The 19,561-nt window shown below is 68.2% G+C and carries 20 protein-coding genes; 2 read left to right on the top strand and 18 right to left on the bottom strand.

From position 1 onward, the window contains the following. The first annotated feature begins 263 nt into the window (after positions 1–263). The gene (locus tag GRB96_RS14720) at positions 264–1,877 is read left to right on the top strand and encodes a ribonuclease J (protein ID WP_161433158.1); all 1,614 of its coding nucleotides are present in this window, start codon (positions 264–266) and stop codon (positions 1,875–1,877) included. A gap of 99 nt (positions 1,878–1,976) precedes the next feature. Here GRB96_RS14720 and GRB96_RS14715 read toward each other — a convergent pair whose 3' ends face one another. The 7 genes from GRB96_RS14715 to mobA all read right to left on the bottom strand — a co-directional run bounded on the left by GRB96_RS14715 (position 1,977) and on the right by mobA (position 7,237). After that, the gene (locus GRB96_RS14715) at positions 1,977–2,267 is read right to left on the bottom strand and encodes an H-NS family histone-like protein (protein ID WP_161432821.1); all 291 of its coding nucleotides are present in this window, start codon (positions 2,265–2,267) and stop codon (positions 1,977–1,979) included. 217 nt (positions 2,268–2,484) lie between these two features. After that, entirely contained in the window at positions 2,485–3,477 is a 993-nt protein-coding gene (gene moaA, locus GRB96_RS14710) for a GTP 3',8-cyclase MoaA (RefSeq protein ID WP_161433157.1), read from the bottom strand. Between the two features lie 26 nt (positions 3,478–3,503). Continuing rightward, entirely contained in the window at positions 3,504–3,953 is a 450-nt protein-coding gene (moaE, locus tag GRB96_RS14705; RefSeq protein WP_161432820.1) for a molybdopterin synthase catalytic subunit MoaE, read from the bottom strand. Between the two features lie 3 nt (positions 3,954–3,956). Continuing rightward, entirely contained in the window at positions 3,957–4,769 is an 813-nt protein-coding gene (gene moaC, locus GRB96_RS14700) for a cyclic pyranopterin monophosphate synthase MoaC (protein ID WP_161432819.1), read from the bottom strand. Between the two features lie 13 nt (positions 4,770–4,782). Further along, the gene (moeA, locus tag GRB96_RS14695) at positions 4,783–6,048 is read right to left on the bottom strand and encodes a molybdopterin molybdotransferase MoeA (RefSeq protein ID WP_161432818.1); all 1,266 of its coding nucleotides are present in this window, start codon (positions 6,046–6,048) and stop codon (positions 4,783–4,785) included. Next, complete coding sequence (gene mobB / locus GRB96_RS14690; protein ID WP_161432817.1) at positions 6,045–6,635, bottom strand: molybdopterin-guanine dinucleotide biosynthesis protein B; 591 nt, start codon at positions 6,633–6,635, stop codon at positions 6,045–6,047. The genes moeA and mobB overlap by 4 nt, the downstream gene beginning before the upstream one ends. Continuing rightward, positions 6,632–7,237: a molybdenum cofactor guanylyltransferase MobA gene (gene mobA / locus GRB96_RS14685; protein ID WP_161432816.1), complete on the bottom strand. Its 606-nt coding sequence runs from the start codon at positions 7,235–7,237 to the stop codon at positions 6,632–6,634. The genes mobB and mobA overlap by 4 nt, the downstream gene beginning before the upstream one ends. A gap of 192 nt (positions 7,238–7,429) precedes the next feature. On the opposite strand from mobA, the gene GRB96_RS14680 reads away from it, so the two are divergent. Continuing rightward, positions 7,430–8,020: a cupin domain-containing protein gene (locus tag GRB96_RS14680; protein ID WP_161432815.1), complete on the top strand. Its 591-nt coding sequence runs from the start codon at positions 7,430–7,432 to the stop codon at positions 8,018–8,020. Between the two features lie 10 nt (positions 8,021–8,030). Here the strand turns inward: GRB96_RS14680 and GRB96_RS14675 are convergent, their stop codons facing one another. From GRB96_RS14675 to trpB, 11 genes are all read right to left on the bottom strand, one after another. Next, positions 8,031–9,320 (bottom strand): MATE family efflux transporter, encoded by a 1,290-nt coding sequence (locus tag GRB96_RS14675; RefSeq protein ID WP_161433156.1) that lies wholly within the window; start codon positions 9,318–9,320, stop codon positions 8,031–8,033. Between the two features lie 178 nt (positions 9,321–9,498). Continuing rightward, the gene (locus GRB96_RS14670) at positions 9,499–10,083 is read right to left on the bottom strand and encodes a YceI family protein (RefSeq protein ID WP_161432814.1); all 585 of its coding nucleotides are present in this window, start codon (positions 10,081–10,083) and stop codon (positions 9,499–9,501) included. A gap of 52 nt (positions 10,084–10,135) precedes the next feature. After that, positions 10,136–10,687, bottom strand: coding sequence for a cytochrome b (locus GRB96_RS14665; protein WP_161432813.1), 552 nt, complete (start codon positions 10,685–10,687; stop codon positions 10,136–10,138). Between the two features lie 181 nt (positions 10,688–10,868). Beyond that, on the bottom strand, positions 10,869–12,080 hold the full coding sequence (locus GRB96_RS14660; protein WP_161432812.1) for an O-succinylhomoserine sulfhydrylase: 1,212 nt from the start codon (positions 12,078–12,080) through the stop codon (positions 10,869–10,871). An 11-nt stretch (positions 12,081–12,091) separates the two neighbouring features. Further along, positions 12,092–13,612, bottom strand: a complete 1,521-nt coding sequence (gene purF, locus GRB96_RS14655; protein WP_161432811.1) for an amidophosphoribosyltransferase — start codon at positions 13,610–13,612, stop codon at positions 12,092–12,094. A gap of 256 nt (positions 13,613–13,868) precedes the next feature. Beyond that, entirely contained in the window at positions 13,869–14,450 is a 582-nt protein-coding gene (locus tag GRB96_RS14650) for a CvpA family protein (RefSeq protein ID WP_161432810.1), read from the bottom strand. Between the two features lies 1 nt (position 14,451). Further along, positions 14,452–15,075 carry an SPOR domain-containing protein gene (locus GRB96_RS14645; protein WP_161432809.1) on the bottom strand — a complete coding sequence of 208 codons (624 nt, stop codon included), beginning with the start codon at positions 15,073–15,075 and terminating at the stop codon, positions 14,452–14,454. Continuing rightward, the gene (folC, locus tag GRB96_RS14640; RefSeq protein WP_338074045.1) at positions 15,072–16,376 is read right to left on the bottom strand and encodes a bifunctional tetrahydrofolate synthase/dihydrofolate synthase; all 1,305 of its coding nucleotides are present in this window, start codon (positions 16,374–16,376) and stop codon (positions 15,072–15,074) included. The genes GRB96_RS14645 and folC overlap by 4 nt, the downstream gene beginning before the upstream one ends. Further along, positions 16,348–17,391 carry an acetyl-CoA carboxylase, carboxyltransferase subunit beta gene (gene accD, locus GRB96_RS14635; protein ID WP_161432808.1) on the bottom strand — a complete coding sequence of 348 codons (1,044 nt, stop codon included), beginning with the start codon at positions 17,389–17,391 and terminating at the stop codon, positions 16,348–16,350. Before accD ends, folC begins: the two co-directional genes overlap by 29 nt. Before the next feature lie 73 nt (positions 17,392–17,464). Next, entirely contained in the window at positions 17,465–18,277 is an 813-nt protein-coding gene (trpA, locus tag GRB96_RS14630) for a tryptophan synthase subunit alpha (RefSeq protein ID WP_161432807.1), read from the bottom strand. A gap of 15 nt (positions 18,278–18,292) precedes the next feature. Continuing rightward, positions 18,293–19,531, bottom strand: coding sequence for a tryptophan synthase subunit beta (trpB, locus tag GRB96_RS14625; protein ID WP_161432806.1), 1,239 nt, complete (start codon positions 19,529–19,531; stop codon positions 18,293–18,295). Between the last annotated feature and the right edge of the window lie 30 nt (positions 19,532–19,561).

Genomic DNA, 19,561 nt, shown 5'->3' with positions numbered 1-19,561 from the left:
ATCGGTAGCGCCCAGGGAGGGGTTCACAGCGCCCCCGGAAGGCCGGCCCCGCTCGAAGGCCTGTCGCGGGAAAGCCTTGAGCGGTGCTTCCTTCTGCAATAGCCCTGCGCCGCGCGTTGTGGGCCCCGGCGGGCTTCCCGTATAGTGAAACCGCCATGTCTCAGGAAATTCCCTCCGCGATGCCCAAGCCTCGAGTCCAGATCCGCCCACGCCGCCGCCCTCCCCTGCGCTTCCTGCCGCTGGGCGGCTGCGGCGAGATCGGCATGAACCTCAGCCTGTATGGCTATGGTGATGAGGGCCAGGAGGACGCCTGGATCGCGGTGGACTGCGGCATGATGATTCGCCAGGACCTGCCGGACTCGCCGCTGCAGGTGCCCAACCTGGCCACCCCGGAGGCTCTGGGGATCGTGCCGCGGGCGCTGGTCATCACCCATGGTCACGAGGATCATATCGGCGCCGCCGCCTGGCTGTGGCCGAAATGGGGCTGCCCCATCCATGCCACACCGCTGGCCGCCGGCCTGCTGCGCGCCAAGTTCGCTGAACGCGGACTCTCCCCCGACGCCATCCAGGTGATCGAACCCGGCGAGGCGATGGAGACGGGGCCCTTCACCCTGCGTTTCCTGCCGGTGACCCACTCCATTCCCGAAAGCTGCTCGCTGCTGATCACCGCCGGCGAGCACCGCGTGCTGCATACCGGCGACTGGAAGCTCGACCCCGAACCGCTGCTCGGCGCCCCGATCTCCCCGGCCACCTTCCGTGCCATCGCCCCGGTGGATCTGGTGGTAGGCGACTCCACCAATGCCCCGATGCCCGGCGACTCACGCAGCGAGGGCGAGGTGGCCAAGGCCCTGGAGCAGGCCATCGCCCGCTGCGAGGGCCGCGTGGTGGTCTCCTGCTTCGCCAGCAACCTGGCCCGGGTGCTGGCCATCGGTCGCGCCGCCGAACGCTGCGGACGCCGGGTCAGCCTGATGGGTCGCTCCATGGAGCGCATGGTGGCGGTGGCCCGCGGTCTCGGCTACCTGGACGACTTCCCCCCCCTGGTGCCCAGCAGCGATCTCGGCTACCTGCCCCCCGAGGAAGTGCTGGTGATCGCCACCGGCAGCCAGGGGGAGCCGCGCGCCGCGCTGCAGCGACTGGCCCGGGGGCGCCATCGCTCGCTGGAGCTGGGCCCCGGCGACAGCGTGATCTTCTCGGCCAAGGCGATCCCCGGCAACGAGCTGCTGATCGAGCGGCTGAAGCGGGGACTACGCCACCTGGGCATAGAGATCCTCGACGAGTTCAACCACCCCGAACTGCATGCCTCCGGCCACCCGGCCCAGGAAGAGCTGCGTACCCTCTACGGCTGGGTGCGGCCCCGCTACCTGCTGCCGGTGCACGGCGAGCCGCGCCACCAGCAGGCCCACCGCGAGATCGCCGAGGAACTCGGCATCCAGGCACCGCTCTCTCCCCTGAACGGCGACATGATCCGCTTCGATGCCGACGGCCTGACCCTGGAAGGCCGCCATCCCCAGCCCCCCTGCATCGTCAGCCAGAACGCCGTGGCGCCGCTTCCCGGACTGGGCGGCCACCACGGCGAAGGCAGCCGCCATGGCAGCCTCTACCTGGCACTGTCGGTGGCCGCCACCGAGGAGGGAGGCTGGACTCGCATCGGTCGACTGATGCTCGACGCCGGTGAAGTGCAAGCCTTCGACGAGACCGACTTCTGCGACTGGCTCGACGATATCCTGGAATCGCTGCGTGCCGAGACCCTGGCCGATCTGCGGCTGGCCCTGCAACCACGACTGATTGCCTGGTTCGCCGACCACCTGCGTCGCCTTCCCGAGATTCACCTGCAGATTCTCGCCATGGAGGCCCCGGCCACCAGCCACTCGGGATAGGGCTTCACGTCGAAATACCTGCGCCTGGCAATGCCCCCGACAATGAAAAAGCCGCTCATCGAGAGCGGCTTTTTCTTACTGCTGGCACTGCCCGAGGCCTTACCCCTTGCTGGCGTTCTTGGGCGGACGTCCGCGCTTGCGACGCGGGGGCTCCACTACCAGGTCATCCACCGAAAGTCCAGCCTCGTTGATCGCCTCAAGGATCTCGGAGCGCTTGCGCTCCTTCTCGGCCTCCTCCTCCTGGCGCTGCTGCTCCTCGTCCTTCTTCTGTTCGATGACCTCCTCGATCACCTCGGCAAGCTTGTGCAGCTGCTCCATGCTGAGCTGACGGGCCGCGGCGCGTGCCACGTTCTTGTTGCGAGCGATGCGCTCCAGGGTTTCGCTGGACATCAGTCCCTCCTGAGCTGGATTTGCGAGACGGGTGCGGTACGGTTACATCGTGAAAAGTATATGCAGTGACCACAGCTTGGCAAGAAAAGTCGACGGAAATTCTGCCGTAAAGCAGCCGAAAAAGTCGCCACACAAGGGCGTTTAACAGGATGCAAAAGCGGCGCCCGAGGGCGCCGCTGATGGTAGGCAAGAAGCGAGTCAGCCTCGCCGTGGCGCCTCAGCCACCGGTCATGTTCATGAAGCGAACCACCTGCACATCCCCGTCGGTGGTGAAGTGATGACGCTCGGGCTTGAGCGGCATGGCGGCGACGATGGCATGCTTGAGGGCATCCATATCGCCCGGATGAGCGCGCAGCACGCGGCGCAGGTCCACGGAGTGTTCATTGCCGAGACACAGCAGCAGTCGCCCCTCGACGGTCACGCGAACCCGGTTGCAGGTAGCGCAGAAGTTGTGGCTATGCGGCGAGATGAAGCCGATACGGGAATCACTGTCGGCCATGCGGAAATAGCGTGAAGGCCCCAGGGTCGACTCCGTCGTGGGGGTCAACGGATAACGGCTCGCGATGATCTCCTGTACCTCATCACTGGAGCAGAAGGTCTCGGCTCGGCTGTGATCGGAGACATCCCCCAGCGGCATCTCCTCGATAAAACTGATATCGAGCCCCTCGTTGCGGGCAAATTCGACCAGGTCGAGCACCTCGTCATCGTTGCGCCCCTTGAGGATCACCGCGTTGAGCTTGATGCGCTCGAAGCCCGCCTCCCGGGCGGCCCGAATGCCGTCGATGACCCGGTCGAGATCCCCGGTGCGGGTCAATTGACGGAAGCGCTGCGGGTCGAGTGAATCGAGGCTGATATTGAGGCGCTTGAGTCCTGCATCACGGAGCCGAGACGCATACCTGGGCAGGCTGGCGCCATTGGTGGTCATGGCGAAATCCCTGAGTCCGGGCAGACCGCCGATCTGCTCGACCAGGGAATCGATGTCGCGCCTGACCAGTGGCTCGCCGCCGGTCAGGCGCACCTTCTCCACGCCCAGCTCGACGAAGGCACGAGCCACCATCGCCAGCTCCTCCAGGGTGAGGACCTGGGCCCGCGGCAGGAAGGTCATCTCCTCGCTCATGCAGTAGACACAGCGAAAATCGCAGCGGTCGGTCACCGAGATGCGCACATAGTTGACGCGTCGTCCGAAATCGTCGATCAGTTCGCGAGGCAGAGTCGTCATTGGGGGTGTCTCCCGTTTCAAGCTTCCCAGCGGCGGGCATCCGCATGATCGGAGTGTCGTTCCGATACCCAGTAATCGCCGTCGCTGGCATGCTCCTTCTTCCAGAATGGCGCGCGCGTCTTGAGGTAGTCCATGATGAAGTCGCAGGCCTCGAAGGCAGCACGTCGATGGGCACTGGCGACCACTACCAACACGATAGGGTCACCCGGGGTCAGTCGTCCAACCCGATGGATCACGCGGACCGCATCCAGTGGCCAGCGCCCCTTTGCCTCCTCGACGATGGCCTCGAGCGCGGATTCGGTCATCCCGGGATAGTGTTCCAGGGTCAGCGCCGTCACCTCGGGGCGCTCGTTGAAGTCACGCACCAGACCGGTGAAGCTGACCACCGCCCCGATATCGGTGCGCCCGGCCAGCAGCGCCTGCTGCTCGGTGCCGGCATCGAAGGGGGCCTCCTGCACTCGAATCATCGCTCAGCCTCCGGTCACCGGCGGGAAGAAGGCGACCTCATCCTCGTTGGTCACCGGCGTGGCATCGCTGGCCATCACCTGGTTGACCGCGCACAGCACGCGCCCCTCATCGAGTCGCGAGAAGCGCGGGTCGAGCACCTTGAGGGCCGCCTTTAGGCCGGCCACATCGGAGCGTTCCAGGCTGTCCAGGGGCACCGCGATCTCGCCCACGCCGAGGCGCTCGCGCAGCTCGGCCAGGCACTTGACACGGATACAGGGAGAGGCGATGTCGCAGCGGCTGCCGAGACTGACCTCGCCGGCCTGTCCCTCGCCGGTGACGATGGGCGCGGGTCGCGACTCGAGGGTATCACGACGGTAGTCGCCGGAGCGGCCGCCGCTCTTGGACTCGAGCTGGATGGCGCCGATCTCCATGGACTTGTCCACCGCCTTGCACATGTCGTAGAGGGTCAGGCAGGCCACCGAGACCGCGGTGAGCGCCTCCATCTCGACGCCGGTGCGACCATTGAGGCGGCAGGTGGCGGTGACCTCGACGCAGCTCTCGGCCTCGTCGAGGCGGAAGTCGACCGCCACCTTCGACAGCGCCAGGGCATGACAGAGCGGGATCAGTTCGTGGGTGCGCTTGGCCGCCTGGATGCCGGCGATGCGTGCCGTGGCCAGCACGTCGCCCTTGGGCAGGCCGCCCTCGGCGAGCAGCGCCAGGGTCTCGGGACGCATATGGATGCGACCGGAAGCGGCGGCCTCTCGACGGCTCTCCGGCTTGTCGGCGACATCGACCATATGGGCCTCACCGCGCGCATTGAGATGGGTCAGGGACATGGGAAACGGCACCTCATGGCAGTCGGAACAGGGGTTGAATGGTGACGCTTTCGCCCGCGGCCACGCTGGCCCGGGCGTCGTCGATCTCGATCAGGCAGTTGGCCCGCACCATCGAGGAGAGGATGCCGGAGCCCTGGGCGCCGCCGTCGCGCACCACCAGGCGGCCCTCGCCATCGCTGCGGTAGACGCCGCGCAGGTAGTCGACGCGCCCCTCGCGGCTGCGCAGCGGCTGCTCGGCCACCGCCGTCAGGCGCTGCGGCCAGGCCGCCTCGCGACCCTGCAGCCGAGCCAGCAACGGCGCGGCGAACTGCAGGAAGGTCACCATGCTGGCCACCGGATTGCCGGGCAGTCCCAGGAACGGCACCCCGCGAGCGCCCAGCCGTCCGCAGGCCAGTGGCCGCCCGGGGCGGATGGCGATCTTCCAGAAACCCAGCTCGCCCTGCTCGAGGAGCGCCGCCCGGGTATGGTCGGCATCGCCCACCGAGACACCGCCGCTGGAGAGCACCAGGTCTGCCTCGACGGCGGCGCGCGCCAGGCCATCGGCGATGGCGCCACGCTCGTCGGGGAGGATGCCCAGATCGATCACCTCTCCGCCATGCTCCTCCACCAGCGCCATCAGCACAAAGCGGTTGGCATCGAAGATGCCGGCGGCGGGTAGCGGCTCACCCGGGGCGGCGACCTCGTCGCCGGTGGAGAAGAGCGCCACCCGAGGGCGACGCACCACCCTGGCCTCGGCGAAGCCCAGGGAGGCGATCAGGCCCAGCTCGGCGGCCCCCAGGCGGGTTCCGGCGTCCAGTGCCACCGCGCCGCGGGGAATGTCCTCGCCGGCCTGGCGCACGTTCTGGCCGCGGCGCACGCGCTCGGGCCGCTCGACCCGGACACGCACCGCGCCATCGGCCCCGTAATCGATGGCCAGCTGCTCACGCATGATCACGGTATCGGCGCCGGGAGGCAGCGGCGCGCCGGTGGTGATCCCGGCGCACTCGCCGTCGGCCAGGGGGCGCTGGGCGTCGTGGCCGGCGAAGATCTCCGCTATCCGCAGGAAGCCGTCGGGCGGCACCGCCTCGGGCCAGGCCAGTGCCACGCCATCCATGGCGGCATTGGTGTTCTGGGGCACGTCGATGGGGGCGATGAGCGGTTCGGAGAGTACCCGGCCGCGCAGTGAATGCAGCGCAACGCACTCGCCAGGTAACGGCCCCTCGGCCAGCGCCAGCACCGCGGCACGGGCCTCCTCCACGGCCAGCATGCGCTCACCCAGTTCGAAGCAGGAGAGGCTCATGACGGCATCCCCTCCCCCACCGCTCGTGGCTGGCGCTCGGCGGGCCAGCGCGCCGGCCAGGCAGCGATCCAATCGGTCAGGGCCGTCACGTCGTTGAGATCCAGGCGCTCGACCCCATCGGGCAGGGACAGGGGCGCGTCCGTGGCCACGGCGCGCACCCAGCGGTCCTCGGCCACCCGCAGGGGCTTGCCCAGTGCTGGGCGATACAGCTCCAGCTTGGGCAGCGGCCAGGCCTTGAAGCCTTCCACCAGCACCAGGTCAGGACGCTGGGGCGCCACCATGGCGAGCAGCGCCGCGAGGTCGGCCTCCTCCTGGTGCGGGGTCTCCATCATCAGCGCCAGCCGGGACCGGGAGGCCACCAGCATGGGGCTGGCACCGGCCTGGCGCAGGCGATGGCTGTCCTTGCCGGGCTGGTCGACGTCGAAGGCGTGGTGGGCATGCTTGATCACCGCCACACGCAGCCCCCGCTCACGCAGGCGCGGCAGCAGGGCCTCGAGGAGCGTGGTCTTGCCGGTACCGCTCCAGGCCGCGATGCCCAGCAGCGGCAGGTGCTCATCCAGGGGCAGGTCGTCCACAGGTGAATTCATCGCTTGGCGGGCTCCTCGGCCAGCGCCTGCTCCAGGCGGTGTTTCTCGTCCTGGGTATTGAGGTTGGCAAAGGCCCCCTCCCCCTCGGGGAAGTCCACCTGCACCCAGGCGTGGCGGGCGTACCAGCGGTCGATCTTGCGCTCGCCGTCGGCCAGGGCCGCCGCCAGGTCGTCGGCCAGGGCGGTGCGGATCAGCGCCACCACCGGGTGCAGGCGCTGGCCATCACCGGCCACGGCGATGTCGGCCTCGCCGATGCCGGCCACCAGGCGCGCCACCAGGTCGTCGGGCAGCGCCGGAGTATCACAGGGGACCACCAGCAGCCAGGGCGTGCGCGCCGCCCGCAGACCACTGTAGATGCCCATCAGCGGGCCCTGGTAACCCGCTTCGGCGTCCTCGATGACGCGATCGGCGAACTCGGCGTAGGCGTCAAGGCTGCGGTTGGCATTGACCAGCAGCTCGGCCACCTGGCCCACCAGGCGCTCGCGCACATGGGCCAGCAGCGGACGGCCGGCAAAAGGTACCAACCCCTTGTCGACGCCGCCCATGCGGCGCCCCTGGCCGCCGGCCAGGATCAATCCGGTGAGGTCGTGTTGGGGGATCATCGAAGGTCTCCATCTCATCCCCTCATGATGCCTGAGCCAGCCGCCGGGTGCCACGCCGAAGCGCCGCGCAAGTCATTGTCCTGACGCGCATCAAGTCGTCGCCACCGGATGGCTCCTGACATCGGCAGACGACGCTTACCGGGGCCGCCGAGAGCCGCTATCATATGTGCAGTTTTCTTGACAGGATGCCACATGCAAGCGGAAAGCGGATTCGACGTGGGCGGCCGGCTGCGCCAGTTGCGCCTGGCCCGCGGCCTCTCCCAGCGCGAGCTGGCCAAGCGCGGCGGCGTGACCAACAGCACCATCTCGCTGATCGAGCAGAACAGCGTCAGCCCCTCGGTGAGTTCCCTGAAGAAGATCCTCGACGCCCTGCCGGTATCGATCAGCGCCTTCTTCGCCGGCGACGAGCTCAGCGCTCCCAAGATGTTCTACCGAGCCCGGGAACTCACCGAGATCGGTGACGGCCGCCTTTCGTTTCGTCTGGTCGCAGCACGGCGCCCCGAGCGGCACATGTCGATCATCCATGAGCGCTACCCCCCGGGGGCGGATACTGGCGAGGAGATGCTCGAGCACGCCGGTGAGGAAGGCGGCGTGGTGGTGGCCGGCGAGATCGAGATCACCGTCAACGGCGAGAGCGAGGTGCTCGGCGTGGGCGACGCCTACTACTTCGACTCCCGACTGCCTCACCGCTTCCGCAACCCGGGCGAGGCGGAGTGCGTAATCGTCAGCGCCAATACCCCGCCCGGCTTCTCGGACGGCGGCCAGGAGCTGCATCACGCCTGAGGCGCCCGCCTCAGGCGGCCTCCTCCAGCGGGCGCCGCCGCGGACTGGCCAGGATGCGCCGCAGGACTCCCCAGGCGGCGAGACCGGCCATCAGGTTGCCGATGGCGGCGCCGACGGCCAGGCCGAGGAGCCCACCCAGCCAGGCACCCAGCGCCAGACAGGGCAGGTAGAAGATGAACAGCCGCGCCCCTGACATCAGCATGGCACGCAGCGGCCAACCCAAGGCGTTGCCCGCCGAGACCACGATCATGCACACGCCGAGTGCCGCGTAGCTGGGCAGCAGGAAACGGATCAGCAGCGCCAGGTCGTCGCGCACCTCGGGATTGCCGGATAGCGCCAGCGCCACCCAGGGGGCAGCCGCGGCCATCACCAGGCCCAGGAGCAGCTGCCAGGCGACGATGCCCCGCAGCGCCAGGCGCATCAGGCGATGGATCTGGGCCCAGTCGCCGGCGCCATAACAGCGCCCCAGCCAGGGCGGCAGCGACATGGTCATGGCCAGCACCACCATCAGCGACAGGGTCTCCAGACGACTGGCCAGGCCCCACGCGGCCACCTGGGCCTCGCCCAGGCTCGCCACCACGGCAATCGCGAGCATAGCCGCCAGCGGCGGCATCAGCTGGCTGACCATGGCCGGCCCGGCGATGCCGGCGAAGGGCCGCGCCGAGGCGCGCAACTCCTCGAGCAGGCCTTCCCGCGCCAGCCAGTCGGTCTCGCCGATACGCCAGCCCAGCACCCCCAGCCCCACGCCGAAGGCGATCGCCGTGGCCCAGGCGGCACCGGGCAGCCCCAGCCCCTCCCAGGACCCCACCCCGAAGATCAGCAGCGGGTCGAGCACCAGGTTCACCAGGCTGGTCACCACCATCATGGTGCCCGGCAGCCGGGTATTGCCATGGGCCCGGAACAGGCTGTAACCGAAATAGAGGGCCGCCCCCAGCCAGGCGGCAAGCAGCTGGGGTGCCCAGTAGCCGCGGATCAGCTCGAGAGCCGACGCATCGGCACCCAGACTGGCGAATATCGGCGCCTGCAGGGCCCACAGCGCCAGCGAGAGCAAGCCGATGACCACGGCTCCCAGCAGCAGCACCAGGCTGCCCAGGCGCCTTGCGCGGGCGGCCTCGCCGGCACCCAGGGAGCGGGAGATCAGCGCGGCGATGGCGATCCCCATGCCCACCTGCACACCGATGATCAGGAAGCTCAGCGGGAAGGTGAAGGACTGGGCAGCCAGCTGCGAGGTGCCCAGCCGGGCGATGAAGGCGCTGTCCACCAGTTGGAAGCCGAGCAGCGCCAGCACGCCGATGGCCATGGGCCAGGTCTGGCGCCAGAGGGTCACACCGAGGGGCACACTGTCGTCTCTGGGTTGGGTCACGATCACTCCGGGGCGAGGGAAGGGCGAGCTATTCTAGCTTCCATGACAAACGCGAGCACCCCCGGCGTACCGGGGGTGCTCGCGGACACGGGCCGTGGCCCGAAAGGATCACGCCTTACTGGCGGATGCCCTCGAAGGTGACATAGAGCTCAAGCTCGTGCATCGCTTCGGGGAAGGCGCTCATGTCGATGCCATAATCGGCAAGCTCCAGAGTGGTGCTGCCCTCGAAGCCGGCACGGTAGTTGCCCCAGGGGTCCTCGCCCTCGCCCAGCAGGGTAACCGGCATCTCGACCTGGTTGGTCTCGCCGTGCAGGGTCAGCTCACCGGTCAGCACGCCTTCACCTTCGCCGGTCGGCTCGAATCCGGTGGACTCGAAGGTGGCAGTGGGGTACTCGCCCGCGTCCAGGAAATCATCGCTGAGGATGTGCTTGTCGCGCTCGGCGTGGTTGGAGTTGAGGCTGTCGACCTGGACCTCGAGCTGGGCACCGGCGTCCTCGAGGTTCTCCGGATCATACTGGAAGCTGCCGTCGAACTTCTCGAAGCTGCCGAGGAGGTAGGAGAAGCCCAGGTGGCTGATCTTGAACTGCACGAAGGCATGCTGGCCGTCGATGTCGATGGCATAGTCGGCGGCCTGGGCCTGGCTGACACCCACCAGGGCGGTGGCGCTCAGGGCGGCGGCGATAGCGGTCTTCTTGAACATACGTAGACTCCTTATGGTGCGGGGAAGTATGGAATAGTTGCTGAGCAACCGGTCAGCGCCGGCTCACTCGCGGGTCGATCATTCGCTTGAGTACCGGGTGGCGATCGATGACATGGTGCTTGAGGGCCGCGGCGGCGTGGCCCGCGGCCAGGATCATCAAGACCAGGGCAGAGTACCAGTGCACCTCGCCGGCCAGGCTGGCCTGGTTGGGCAGGTCACTGATCAGCGCAGGCACCGTGAACCAATCGAAGACCGCGATGCCCTTGCCGTCGGCGGTGGAGATCAGGTAACCGCTGACCAGCACCACCAGCATCAGCACGTAGAGCGCGAGATGCCCCAGATGGGCCGCGGCCCGCTCGAGCGGGTGCCCCAGGGCCCGTGGTGTCGGGTTGACCAGGCGCCAGACCATCCGCAGCAGGGTGGCGAAAAGCACCAACATGCCCAGCGAGCGATGCCACCAGGGGCCAAGGTTGTACCAGGGGTCGTAGTAGCCCAGGTCGGTCATCCACCAGCCCAGGATGAACAGGCCGATGATGACGACCGCCAGGATCCAGTGCAGCAGGATGCTGATCAGTCCCCAGCCTTGGTTGGTATTACGCCACATGGTCCCTCCCGGGCCGTTCTCGATGCAGGACAGCCTACCCGAGCCGACCGTTCGAGTCCGCTGAATAATGCCGAATGCTGCGTTCGGAAAAACCGCTGGTTGCGGGACACCGCGGTGGAGACAACGACGCCCGTGCCGGCAGTCGCGGCACGGGCGTCAGGCGGACACGAAGAGCGTCGGGTCAGACCAGGGCGTCGAGTCCACGAGCGAGGTCGCTGCGGATATCGTCGAGGGCCTCGAGCCCCACCGCCACGCGAATCAGCCCCTCGGTGATACCGGCAGCCGACTTCTGGGCGTGGGAGAGGCGCCCGTGGGTGGTGGTGGCGGGATGCGTGATGGTGCTCTTCACGTCGCCCAGGTTGCCGGTGATCGAGAGCAGTCGGGTGGCATCGATCACCGACCAGGCCGCCGCGCGGCTGCCCTCGGCCTCGCTGCCCTTCACCTCGAACCCCAGCACCGCACCGAAGCCGCGCTGCTGGCGGGCCGCCAGGGCGTGCTGGGGATGGCTCGCGAGACCGCTGTAGTGGACCCGGGCCACCGCAGGATGTGCCTCGAGCCACTCGGCCAGGGCCTGGGCGTTGGCGCAGTGGGCGCGCATGCGCAGCTCGAGGGTCTCGAGGCCCTTGGTGAAGATCCAGGCGTTGAAGGGGCTCAGGCAGGGGCCGCAGGTGCGCACCACCCCGAACACCTCCTCCAGCTCGGCCTCGCGCCCCACCACGGCACCGCCGATCGCCCTGCCCTGCCCGTCCAGGTACTTGGTGGCGGAGTGGATCACCAGGTCGGCCCCCAGGGCCAGGGGGCGCTGCAGCGCCGGGGTCAGGAAGCAGTTGTCGATGGCAAGCCAGGCGTCGTGGCGATGGGCGATCTCGGCCAGGGCGGCGATATCCACCACCTCGGAGAGCGGGTTGGAGGGCGTCTCGGCGAACAGCAGCTTCGTCGCCGGCGTGATTGCCGCCTCCCAGGCCGCGAGGTCCGAGAGCTCCACATAGCGAGTGGTGATGCCCAGCTTGCCCAGGTACTTGTCGAACAGGCTTACCGTGGAGCCAAACAGCGAGCGCGAGGCGACGATCTCGTCACCCGCCTTGAGCAGCGCCAGCGCCGTGGAGAGGATCGCCGCCATCCCTGAACTGGTGGCCACGCAGCGCTCTCCCCCCTCCAGCGCCGCCAGGCGACGCTCGAAGGTGCGCACCGTGGGATTGGTGAAGCGCGAGTAGATGTTGCCGGGCTCCTCGCCGCTGAACTTGCGTGCCGCCTCGGCGGCACTGCCGTAGACGAAGCTCGAGGTGGGGAAGATCGGTTCGCCGTGTTCCTGCTCGCCGGTACGGTCGTGACCGGCACGGATCGCCAGCGTCTCGAGTGCCCAGGACGACGCGGAATCGTGTTCATCGTGCATGCGGGTCGCCCTCAGTCGTCGATATCGTCTTCGAGATTGTGGGTGCCGACCAGCGCATGGTCACCGGCACTCTGCTGCTTGGCGTCGTCATTTCGTGAGGCCTCCAGCGCCGCCAGGTAGGCGTCGTCGATATCACCGGTCACGTAGTTGCCATCGAACACCGAGCAGTCGAAGGCCTCGAGATTGGGATTGACCTCGCGACAGGCCGCCTTCAGGTCCTCGAGATCCTGATAGAAGATGCGGTCGGCGCCGATCAGCTCGCCCACCTCGGCCTCGCTGCGCCCGTGGGCGATCAGCTCGCCGGCCGCCGGCATGTCGATGCCGTAGACATTGGGGTAGCGCACCGGCGGCGCAGCGGAGGCGAAATAGACCTTGCGCGCCCCGGCCTCGCGGGCCATCTGGATGATCTGCCGGCAGGTGGTGCCGCGCACGATGGAGTCGTCGACCAGCAGCACGTTCTTGCCCTTGAACTCGATGCCGATGGCATTGAGCTTCTGGCGCACCGATTTCCGGCGCTGGGTCTGGCCCGGCATGATGAAGGTCCGCCCGATGTAGCGGTTCTTCATGAAGCCCTCGCGGTAGGTCACGCCGAGGTGCTGGGCGAGCTCCAGCGCCGAGGTGCGCGAGGTGTCGGGGATCGGGATCACCACATCGATGTCGTGATCCGGCCACTCGCTCTGGATGCGATCGCCCAGCTTGCGGCCCATCTGCATGCGGGTGCCGTAGACGTAGGCGCCATCGAGGATCGAGTCGGGGCGCGCCAGGTAGACGTGCTCGAAGATGCAGGAGGTCAGCTGCGGGGCATCGGCGCACTGCTGGGTGTGAATCTCGCCGTCCATGTCGACGAAGATCGCCTCGCCCGGGGCCAGGTCGCGATGCAGCTCGAAGCCACCCACGTCGAGGGCCACCGATTCGGAGGCGATCATCACCTCCTGGCCGGCGCCCTCGTCTCGGGTGCCGAACACCACCGGGCGGATGCCATGAGGGTCGCGGAAGGCCACCAGGCCGACGCCGTTGATGATCGCCACCGAGGCGTAGCCGCCCTTGCAGCGCCGGTGCACGCGTCGCACCGCGTCGAAGACGTCACCCGGCCCCAGGTGCAGCCCCTGCTTGCCCAGCTCGTGGGCGAAGACGTTGAGCAGCACCTCGGAGTCGGAGCTGGTGTTGATATGCCGCAGATCGGAGGAGAACAGCTCCTGTTTGAGCTGATCGGAGTTGGTCAGGTTGCCGTTGTGAGCCAGGGCGATGCCGTAGGGGGAGTTGACGTAGAACGGCTGAGATTCCGCCTCGCTGGAGGATCCGGCGGTGGGATAGCGGACGTGGCCGATACCCAGGCTGCCCTTGAGGCGCGCCATGTGTCGAGTGTGGAAGACATCCCGCACCAGCCCGTTGCTCTTGCGCAGCAGGAAGCGGCCCTCATGCCAGGTCATCATGCCGGCGGCGTCCTGTCCGCGATGCTGGAGCACCGTCAGGGCGTCATAGATGCCCTGGTTCACCGCCTGCTTGGCCATCAGGCCCACGATACCGCACATTCCACCTTACCTCGCTTTGCTGGTACTTACTTGCCTTGACTGGTAGCCAGGCTATCGCAGGTAGCTCGGGGCTGGTCTGGCGGCAAGCCTGCGAGGAGGCGCTGTGAATACCTCCCTGTACGCTACCGACGCCTTCCCTGGCGTAGGACCTCCTCTTCGGCTTACCCCCAGCGCCCCTTGCTTTGTGTAACTGCGCTAGTCCTGACTGGAACTTGCTTGTAGAGACGCCGCGCCCCGCAGGGGCGGCGCCCGGAATTCATCTGTCGGAGGGCGTCGTCTCGCTGTCGGGCGTGGCGTCCTCGGCCGGCTTGGCGCCCGGCAGGGAGAGCTCGCCGAGCGACGCTGGCGCCTCGGGAATCCGGCCATCCCAGGCCTCGAAGTGGCTCACCGCCCAGTCACGCAGCTGCTCGAGATGCGGACGCAGCATCGCACCCTGCCAGGCCTCGAGCCGGGCGAGGGGTGTCAGGCCGATCACGATGGTCACCAGCACCAGGATCGCCGCCCCCTTGGCCACCCCGAAGGCGGCCCCCAGCAACCGATTGACCAGCCCCATGCCGACCCACTCCACGGCGGCCTGCAGCAGGCGAATGATGATGCCGCAGGCCAGTACCACGCCCAGTATCACCAGCACGAAGGCCAGCACCAGGCGGCCATCGGCGCTGTCGATGACCCCGGCCAGCAGGTCGGCCACCGGCTGCGCCAGCACGCGTGCCGCCAGCAGGGCGACGACCCAGGCCGCCAGGCCCAGTGCCTCACGCACAAGGCCACGCAGCAGGCCGGTGATCCCGGTGACCGCGAGCAGCGCGATGAAGGTCCAGTCGAGCCAGGTCAGGGTCATGTCACTCCCTCACCCGCACCAGCAGTCCCTGCAGGTTGACGCGATTCTTGACCTCGCCGACCGCTCGCTCGCCGGCCTCGGAGCTGGCGAAGGGTCCCACGTAGACGGTGGTGAGGTCGTTGCCGCGCGGACGGCTGTAGGCGCTGAAGCCCTCGTCGCGCAGCTGATTCAGCAACCGCTCGACGTTGGCCTGCTGCCCGAAGCTGCCCACCTGAACGGCCCACTCGCCCCCTGACACGGCACTCTCCACCGCCTCGGCGTCGCCCTGGCCGGAGGCGGAAGCGCTTTCGGCCAGGCGCTGGTCGGCGGCCCGCGCCAGCTCGGCGATGGGGTCGACGGCAGGCTCCGATGTGGCCAGCGGGGCAGGGTTCGCCTCGTCGTCGGGCGTGAGCCGGGTATCGGGCTCGGGAATCTCGTCGGACGGGCCCGACTCCGCCAGGCTGGCCGGCGGCACCGGCTCGGGAACATCGTGGCGCTCGACCTCGATAGGGGTGTCGATACTCAGTACCGGCTCGGGGCGATCGTCCCGGGGTGCCGGCTCATCGAACAGCATGGGCACGAAGATCACCGCCAGGGCGATCAGGATCACCGCGCCGCTGAGACGCTCTCGCATACCGTACTTCACGGGGCTACCTCCCTGGAGCTCTCGTCCGTGTCAGTCTGACCCGGTCGGGCGTGACTCGCCAGCCATTGCAGCACCTCACCCACCGTGAAGAAGGAACCACACACCAGCACCCGGTCCTCGGCTTCCAGTCGGCTGGCCAGCCAGGCAGCCGCTTGGCCGGGCGAGGCGGCGCGATGCAGGACGCGCTCGCCCTGTTCCTCGAGGTGTTCGGCCAGCTCATCGGCGCTGCGCGCCCGCTCACCGGTCAGGCTCGCCGCCACCCAGCCATCAACGACCGGCGCCAGGGCGGCGATCACGCCGGGAGCGTCCTTGTCGCCGAGCATGGCCAGCAGCGCCAGGGTACGCCCGCAGCCGGGGCTGGCCCGCAACCGGTCGGCCAGATAGCCGGCCGCGTGGGGATTGTGACCGACGTCCAGGCACCACTGGCCCCACCACTGCATGCGCCCCGGCAGGCACACCTCGGAAAGTGCTCGCCGGCACGCCTCAGCCTCCAGAGTCACTCCGGCCAGGCTCAAGGCCTGGAGCGCCGTGGCGGCATTATCCAGGGGCAGGCCGGGATCGGGAAGAGTGGGATCCCAGGCGTAGGCCTCGCCCAGGGCGTAGACGGGGGCACCCAGTGCCTCGGCGACCTCCCGCACGCTGGCAGGCAACGTGGTGCTGCCCAGCACCGCGGGGCGTCCGGGGCGCATGATACCGGCCTTCTCGCGACCGATCTGCTCGAGGTCGGTCCCCAGGAAGGCGGCGTGATCCTGGGCCACGGTGGTCACTACCGCCACGTCGGGATCGATCACGTTCACCGCGTCGAGCCGACCACCGAGCCCCACCTCGAGGATGGCGAGGTCGGGAGGTCGCTGCGAGATCGCCCACAGCGCCCCCAGGGTGCCCACCTCGAAGTAGGTCAGGCTTACCGGATCGCCGGCCAGGCGCGCCGTCTCCACCGCCTCGAAGCCGGCGATCAGCGTCGCATCGTCGGCCTCGGCGCCATCGAGGCGCAGCCGCTCGTTGTAGCGGATCAGGTGGGGAGAGGTGTAGGTCGCCGTGGTCAGGCCATGAGCGCGGGCAAGTGCCTCCAGCAGGGCCACCGTGGAGCCCTTGCCGTTGGTGCCGGCCACGGTGATGACCCGCCCGGCCAGGCGGTCAGCCAGCAGCCCCATGCGCCGGGCGACCTCGGCCACGCGCTCGAGGCCGAGGTCGATCCCCACGGGATGGGCGGCCTCGAGCCGGGCCAGCCAGGCGTCCAGGGTGGTGGGCAGCGCCTCGTTCATGGAGGCGTCAGCGCCGCTGTTCACCGGACGCATCATCGCCCGATGACGCCTCACCCGGTAATGCCTCGCCCTCGCTGCCGGTATCCGGCACCTCGGCCGCGGGAGCGTCGACTTCGGGCTCGGGTGTTGCGGGAGCCGGTGCCTGCTCGGCCGCATCGACCAGATCCGGTGTCGGCGCTTCGGGCTCACCGATGGCGGGCTGGTGAGTGAGCTTGCGCAGCACGCGCCCCAGGCGGTGACGGATATCGCGGCGATGGACGATCATGTCCACGGTGCCGTGCTCGAGCAGGAATTCGCTGCGCTGGAAGCCCTCGGGGAGCTTCTCGCGCACCGTCTGCTCGATGACGCGCGGGCCGGCGAAGCCGATCAGGGCGTTGGGCTCGGCCACGTTGAGATCCCCGAGCATGGCCAGCGACGCCGAGACCCCGCCGAAGACGGGATCGGTCAGTACCGAGATGTAAGGCACCCCGGCCTGCTTCAGTTTCTCCAGCGCCGCAGAGGTCTTGGCCATCTGCATCAGCGAGAAGAGCGCCTCCTGCATGCGCGCCCCGCCGGAGGCGGAAAAGCAGATCAGCGGAATGCCCTCCTCCAGGGCCACGGTGGCGGCGCGCACGAACTTCTCGCCCACCACCGCACCCATGGAGCCACCCATGAAGGAGAACTCGAAGGCCACCGTGACCACCGGCAGGCCATCCAGGGTGCCGCGCATGGCGATCAGCGCGTCCTTCTCGCCGGTCTCCTTCTGGGCCGCGGCCAGGCGGTCCTTGTACTTCTTCGAGTCACGGAACTTGAGGCGGTCGACGGGCTCGACCTCGGCAGCTATCTCCTCGCGGCCCTCACGGTCGAGGAACCAGTCGAGGCGCTTGCGGGCGGTCAAGCGCAGGTGGTGATCGCACTTGGGGCAGACGTTGTGCTGCTTCTCGAGTTCGGGCAGGTAGAGCACCGCCTCGCACTTGGGACACTTGCGCCACAGGCCGTCGGGTACGCTTGCGCGGCGGTCGTGGCGCTGGATACGCCCGATGGAGGGCACGATCTTGTCTAGCCAGCTCATGTCAGAAAGGGTCCGTGTTCGTGTCGGCACCCGGGAAGGGCCCGGATGCATGGATCGATTCGTGTGGCGAGGCTCAAGCGCCCAGGGCGTCCAGGGCCTGACGCATCTCACCCAATACCGCCTTGAGCTCGGCGGGAATCGCCTCGGGCGTCTCGGCATTGGCGGCAATACGGCTGACCAGCGCCGAGCCGACGATGACGCCGTCGGCCACCTTGCCCACCTCGGCGGCGGAGGCGCCGTCGCGGATGCCGAAGCCCACGCACAGCGGCAGATCGGTCATGCGCCGCAGCGGCGCCAGATGCTCGGCCACATCCGCCGCATTGAGGATGGCGGAGCCGGTGACGCCCTTGAGCGAGACGTAGTAGAGATAGCCCTCGCCATGGGCACATATTGTAGCGGCCCGCTCCTCGGAAGTGGTAGGCGCGACGAGGAAGATCGAGGCAAGCCCGTGGGACTTGAGCAGCGGCCCGAGCTCCTCGGCCTCCTCCGGAGGCATGTCCACCGCCAGCACGCCGTCCACGCCGGCCGCCGCGGCCTGCTCGGAGAAGGCAGCCAGGCCGATGCGCTCCATGGGGTTGAGGTAGCCCATCAGCACCACCGGGGTGGTGGTGTCGGTCTGGCGGAACTCGCGCACCATCTCGAACAGGTGACTCAGCCGCACGCCATGCTTGAGCGCTCGCTCGCACGCCTTCTGGATTACCGGACCGTCGGCCATGGGGTCGGAGAACGGCACCCCCAGCTCGATGACGTCGGCCCCCGCCTCCACCAGAGCATGCATGAACCCCACGGTGTGCTCGGGCGACGGGTCGCCGGCGGTGATATAGGGAATCAGTGCACGGCGTCCCTGGGACTTGAGTTCGGCGAAGCGTTGGTCGATACGATTCATGGTCTGGCCCGTCATCTAGAATTCGATCCCGTCGATCTTGGCGACGGTCATGATGTCCTTGTCGCCGCGACCGGAGAGGTTGACGACGATGTTCTGGTCGGGACGCATGGTCGGTGCCAGCACCTTGGCATAGGCCAGGGCATGGGCAGACTCCAGGGCCGGCATGATGCCCTCGACGCGGGTCAGCTCGCGAAACGCCTCGAGCACCTCGGTGTCGTTGGCGGCCACGTAGTTGACGCGCCCGACATCCTTCCAGAGCGCATGCTCAGGACCCACGCCCGGGTAGTCGAGACCGGCCGACACCGAGTGGGTGTCGGAGACCTGGCCGCCCTCGTCGGACATCAGGTAGGTGCGATTGCCGTGCAGCACGCCGCGCGGCGCACCGGAGGAGAGCGGCGCGGCGTGGCGACCGGTCTCGACGCCGTCGCCTCCGGCCTCGACGCCGTACATCACGACCTCGTCATCCTCGACGAAGGGGTAGAACAGCCCCATGGCGTTGGAGCCGCCACCCACGCAGGCGACCAGCGCATCGGGCAGCTTGCCGAACTCCTCGAAGGACTGGCGGCGTGCCTCGCGGCCCACCACGGCGTTGAAGTCGCGAACCAGCATCGGATAGGGGTGCGGGCCGGCCACGGTACCGATGATGTAGAAGGTGTTGTCGACGTTGGTGACCCAGTCGCGCAGCGCCTCGTTCATGGCGTCCTTGAGGGTGCGGGTGCCGGACTCCACCGAGATCACGTTGGCTCCCAGCAGGCGCATGCGATAGACGTTCAGCTTCTGACGCTGGATGTCCTCGGCGCCCATATAGACCTCGCACTCGAGCCCCAGCCGTGCCGCCACGGTAGCGGTGGCAACGCCGTGCTGGCCGGCACCGGTCTCGGCGATCACCCGCGGCTTGCCGCTCTTCTTGGCAAGCAGCGCCTGGCCGATAGTGTTGTTCACCTTGTGGGCGCCGGTGTGGTTGAGGTCCTCGCGCTTGAGCCAGATCTGCGCCCCACCGAGCCGCTTCGACCACCGCTCGGCATGATAGAGCGGAGAAGGCCGACCCACATAGTGGGCCAGGTCATAGTCGAATTCCGCCTGGAATACCGGATCATCACGAAGACTCAGGTAGGTCTTCTCCAGCTCGTCCAGGGCGAAGCTCAGGGTCTCCGAGACGAACCGGCCGCCATAGGGGCCAAAGTGGCCGCGGGCATCCGGCAGTCGGGTCAGGTCACTGAACTTGCTCACGAAAGACACCTCACAGGTCGCCATTGGGAAAGGGCTTGGGGGTTACAGGGGCTT

It is taken from the genome of Halomonas alimentaria (genome assembly GCF_009902005.1).
GTDB classification, from domain to species: Bacteria; Pseudomonadota; Gammaproteobacteria; order Pseudomonadales; family Halomonadaceae; genus Halomonas; species Halomonas alimentaria.
This window is presented reverse-complemented; position numbering and strand designations above follow the sequence as displayed.

Bases quoted from the DNA above. Each gene is read 5' to 3' on its own strand.
- GRB96_RS14720 (WP_161433158.1), top strand. From the start codon at position 264: ATGAACCTCAGCCTGTATGGCTATGGTGATGAGGGCCAGGAGGACGCC.
- GRB96_RS14715 (WP_161432821.1), bottom strand. From the start codon at position 2,267: ATGTCCAGCGAAACCCTGGAGCGCATCGCTCGCAACAAGAACGTGGCA.
- moaE (WP_161432820.1), bottom strand. From the start codon at position 3,953: ATGATTCGAGTGCAGGAGGCCCCCTTCGATGCCGGCACCGAGCAGCAG.
- moaC (WP_161432819.1), bottom strand. From the start codon at position 4,769: ATGTCCCTGACCCATCTCAATGCGCGCGGTGAGGCCCATATGGTCGAT.
- moeA (WP_161432818.1), bottom strand. From the start codon at position 6,048: ATGAGCCTCTCCTGCTTCGAACTGGGTGAGCGCATGCTGGCCGTGGAG.
- mobB (WP_161432817.1), bottom strand. From the start codon at position 6,635: ATGAATTCACCTGTGGACGACCTGCCCCTGGATGAGCACCTGCCGCTG.
- mobA (WP_161432816.1), bottom strand. From the start codon at position 7,237: ATGATCCCCCAACACGACCTCACCGGATTGATCCTGGCCGGCGGCCAG.
- GRB96_RS14680 (WP_161432815.1), top strand. From the start codon at position 7,430: ATGCAAGCGGAAAGCGGATTCGACGTGGGCGGCCGGCTGCGCCAGTTG.
- GRB96_RS14675 (WP_161433156.1), bottom strand. From the start codon at position 9,320: ATGGCCATCGGCGTGCTGGCGCTGCTCGGCTTCCAACTGGTGGACAGC.
- GRB96_RS14670 (WP_161432814.1), bottom strand. From the start codon at position 10,083: ATGTTCAAGAAGACCGCTATCGCCGCCGCCCTGAGCGCCACCGCCCTG.
- GRB96_RS14665 (WP_161432813.1), bottom strand. From the start codon at position 10,687: ATGTGGCGTAATACCAACCAAGGCTGGGGACTGATCAGCATCCTGCTG.
- GRB96_RS14660 (WP_161432812.1), bottom strand. From the start codon at position 12,080: ATGCACGATGAACACGATTCCGCGTCGTCCTGGGCACTCGAGACGCTG.
- purF (WP_161432811.1), bottom strand. From the start codon at position 13,612: ATGTGCGGTATCGTGGGCCTGATGGCCAAGCAGGCGGTGAACCAGGGC.
- GRB96_RS14650 (WP_161432810.1), bottom strand. From the start codon at position 14,450: ATGACCCTGACCTGGCTCGACTGGACCTTCATCGCGCTGCTCGCGGTC.
- folC (WP_338074045.1), bottom strand. From the start codon at position 16,376: ATGATGCGTCCGGTGAACAGCGGCGCTGACGCCTCCATGAACGAGGCG.
- accD (WP_161432808.1), bottom strand. From the start codon at position 17,391: ATGAGCTGGCTAGACAAGATCGTGCCCTCCATCGGGCGTATCCAGCGC.
- trpA (WP_161432807.1), bottom strand. From the start codon at position 18,277: ATGAATCGTATCGACCAACGCTTCGCCGAACTCAAGTCCCAGGGACGC.
- trpB (WP_161432806.1), bottom strand. From the start codon at position 19,531: ATGGCGACCTGTGAGGTGTCTTTCGTGAGCAAGTTCAGTGACCTGACC.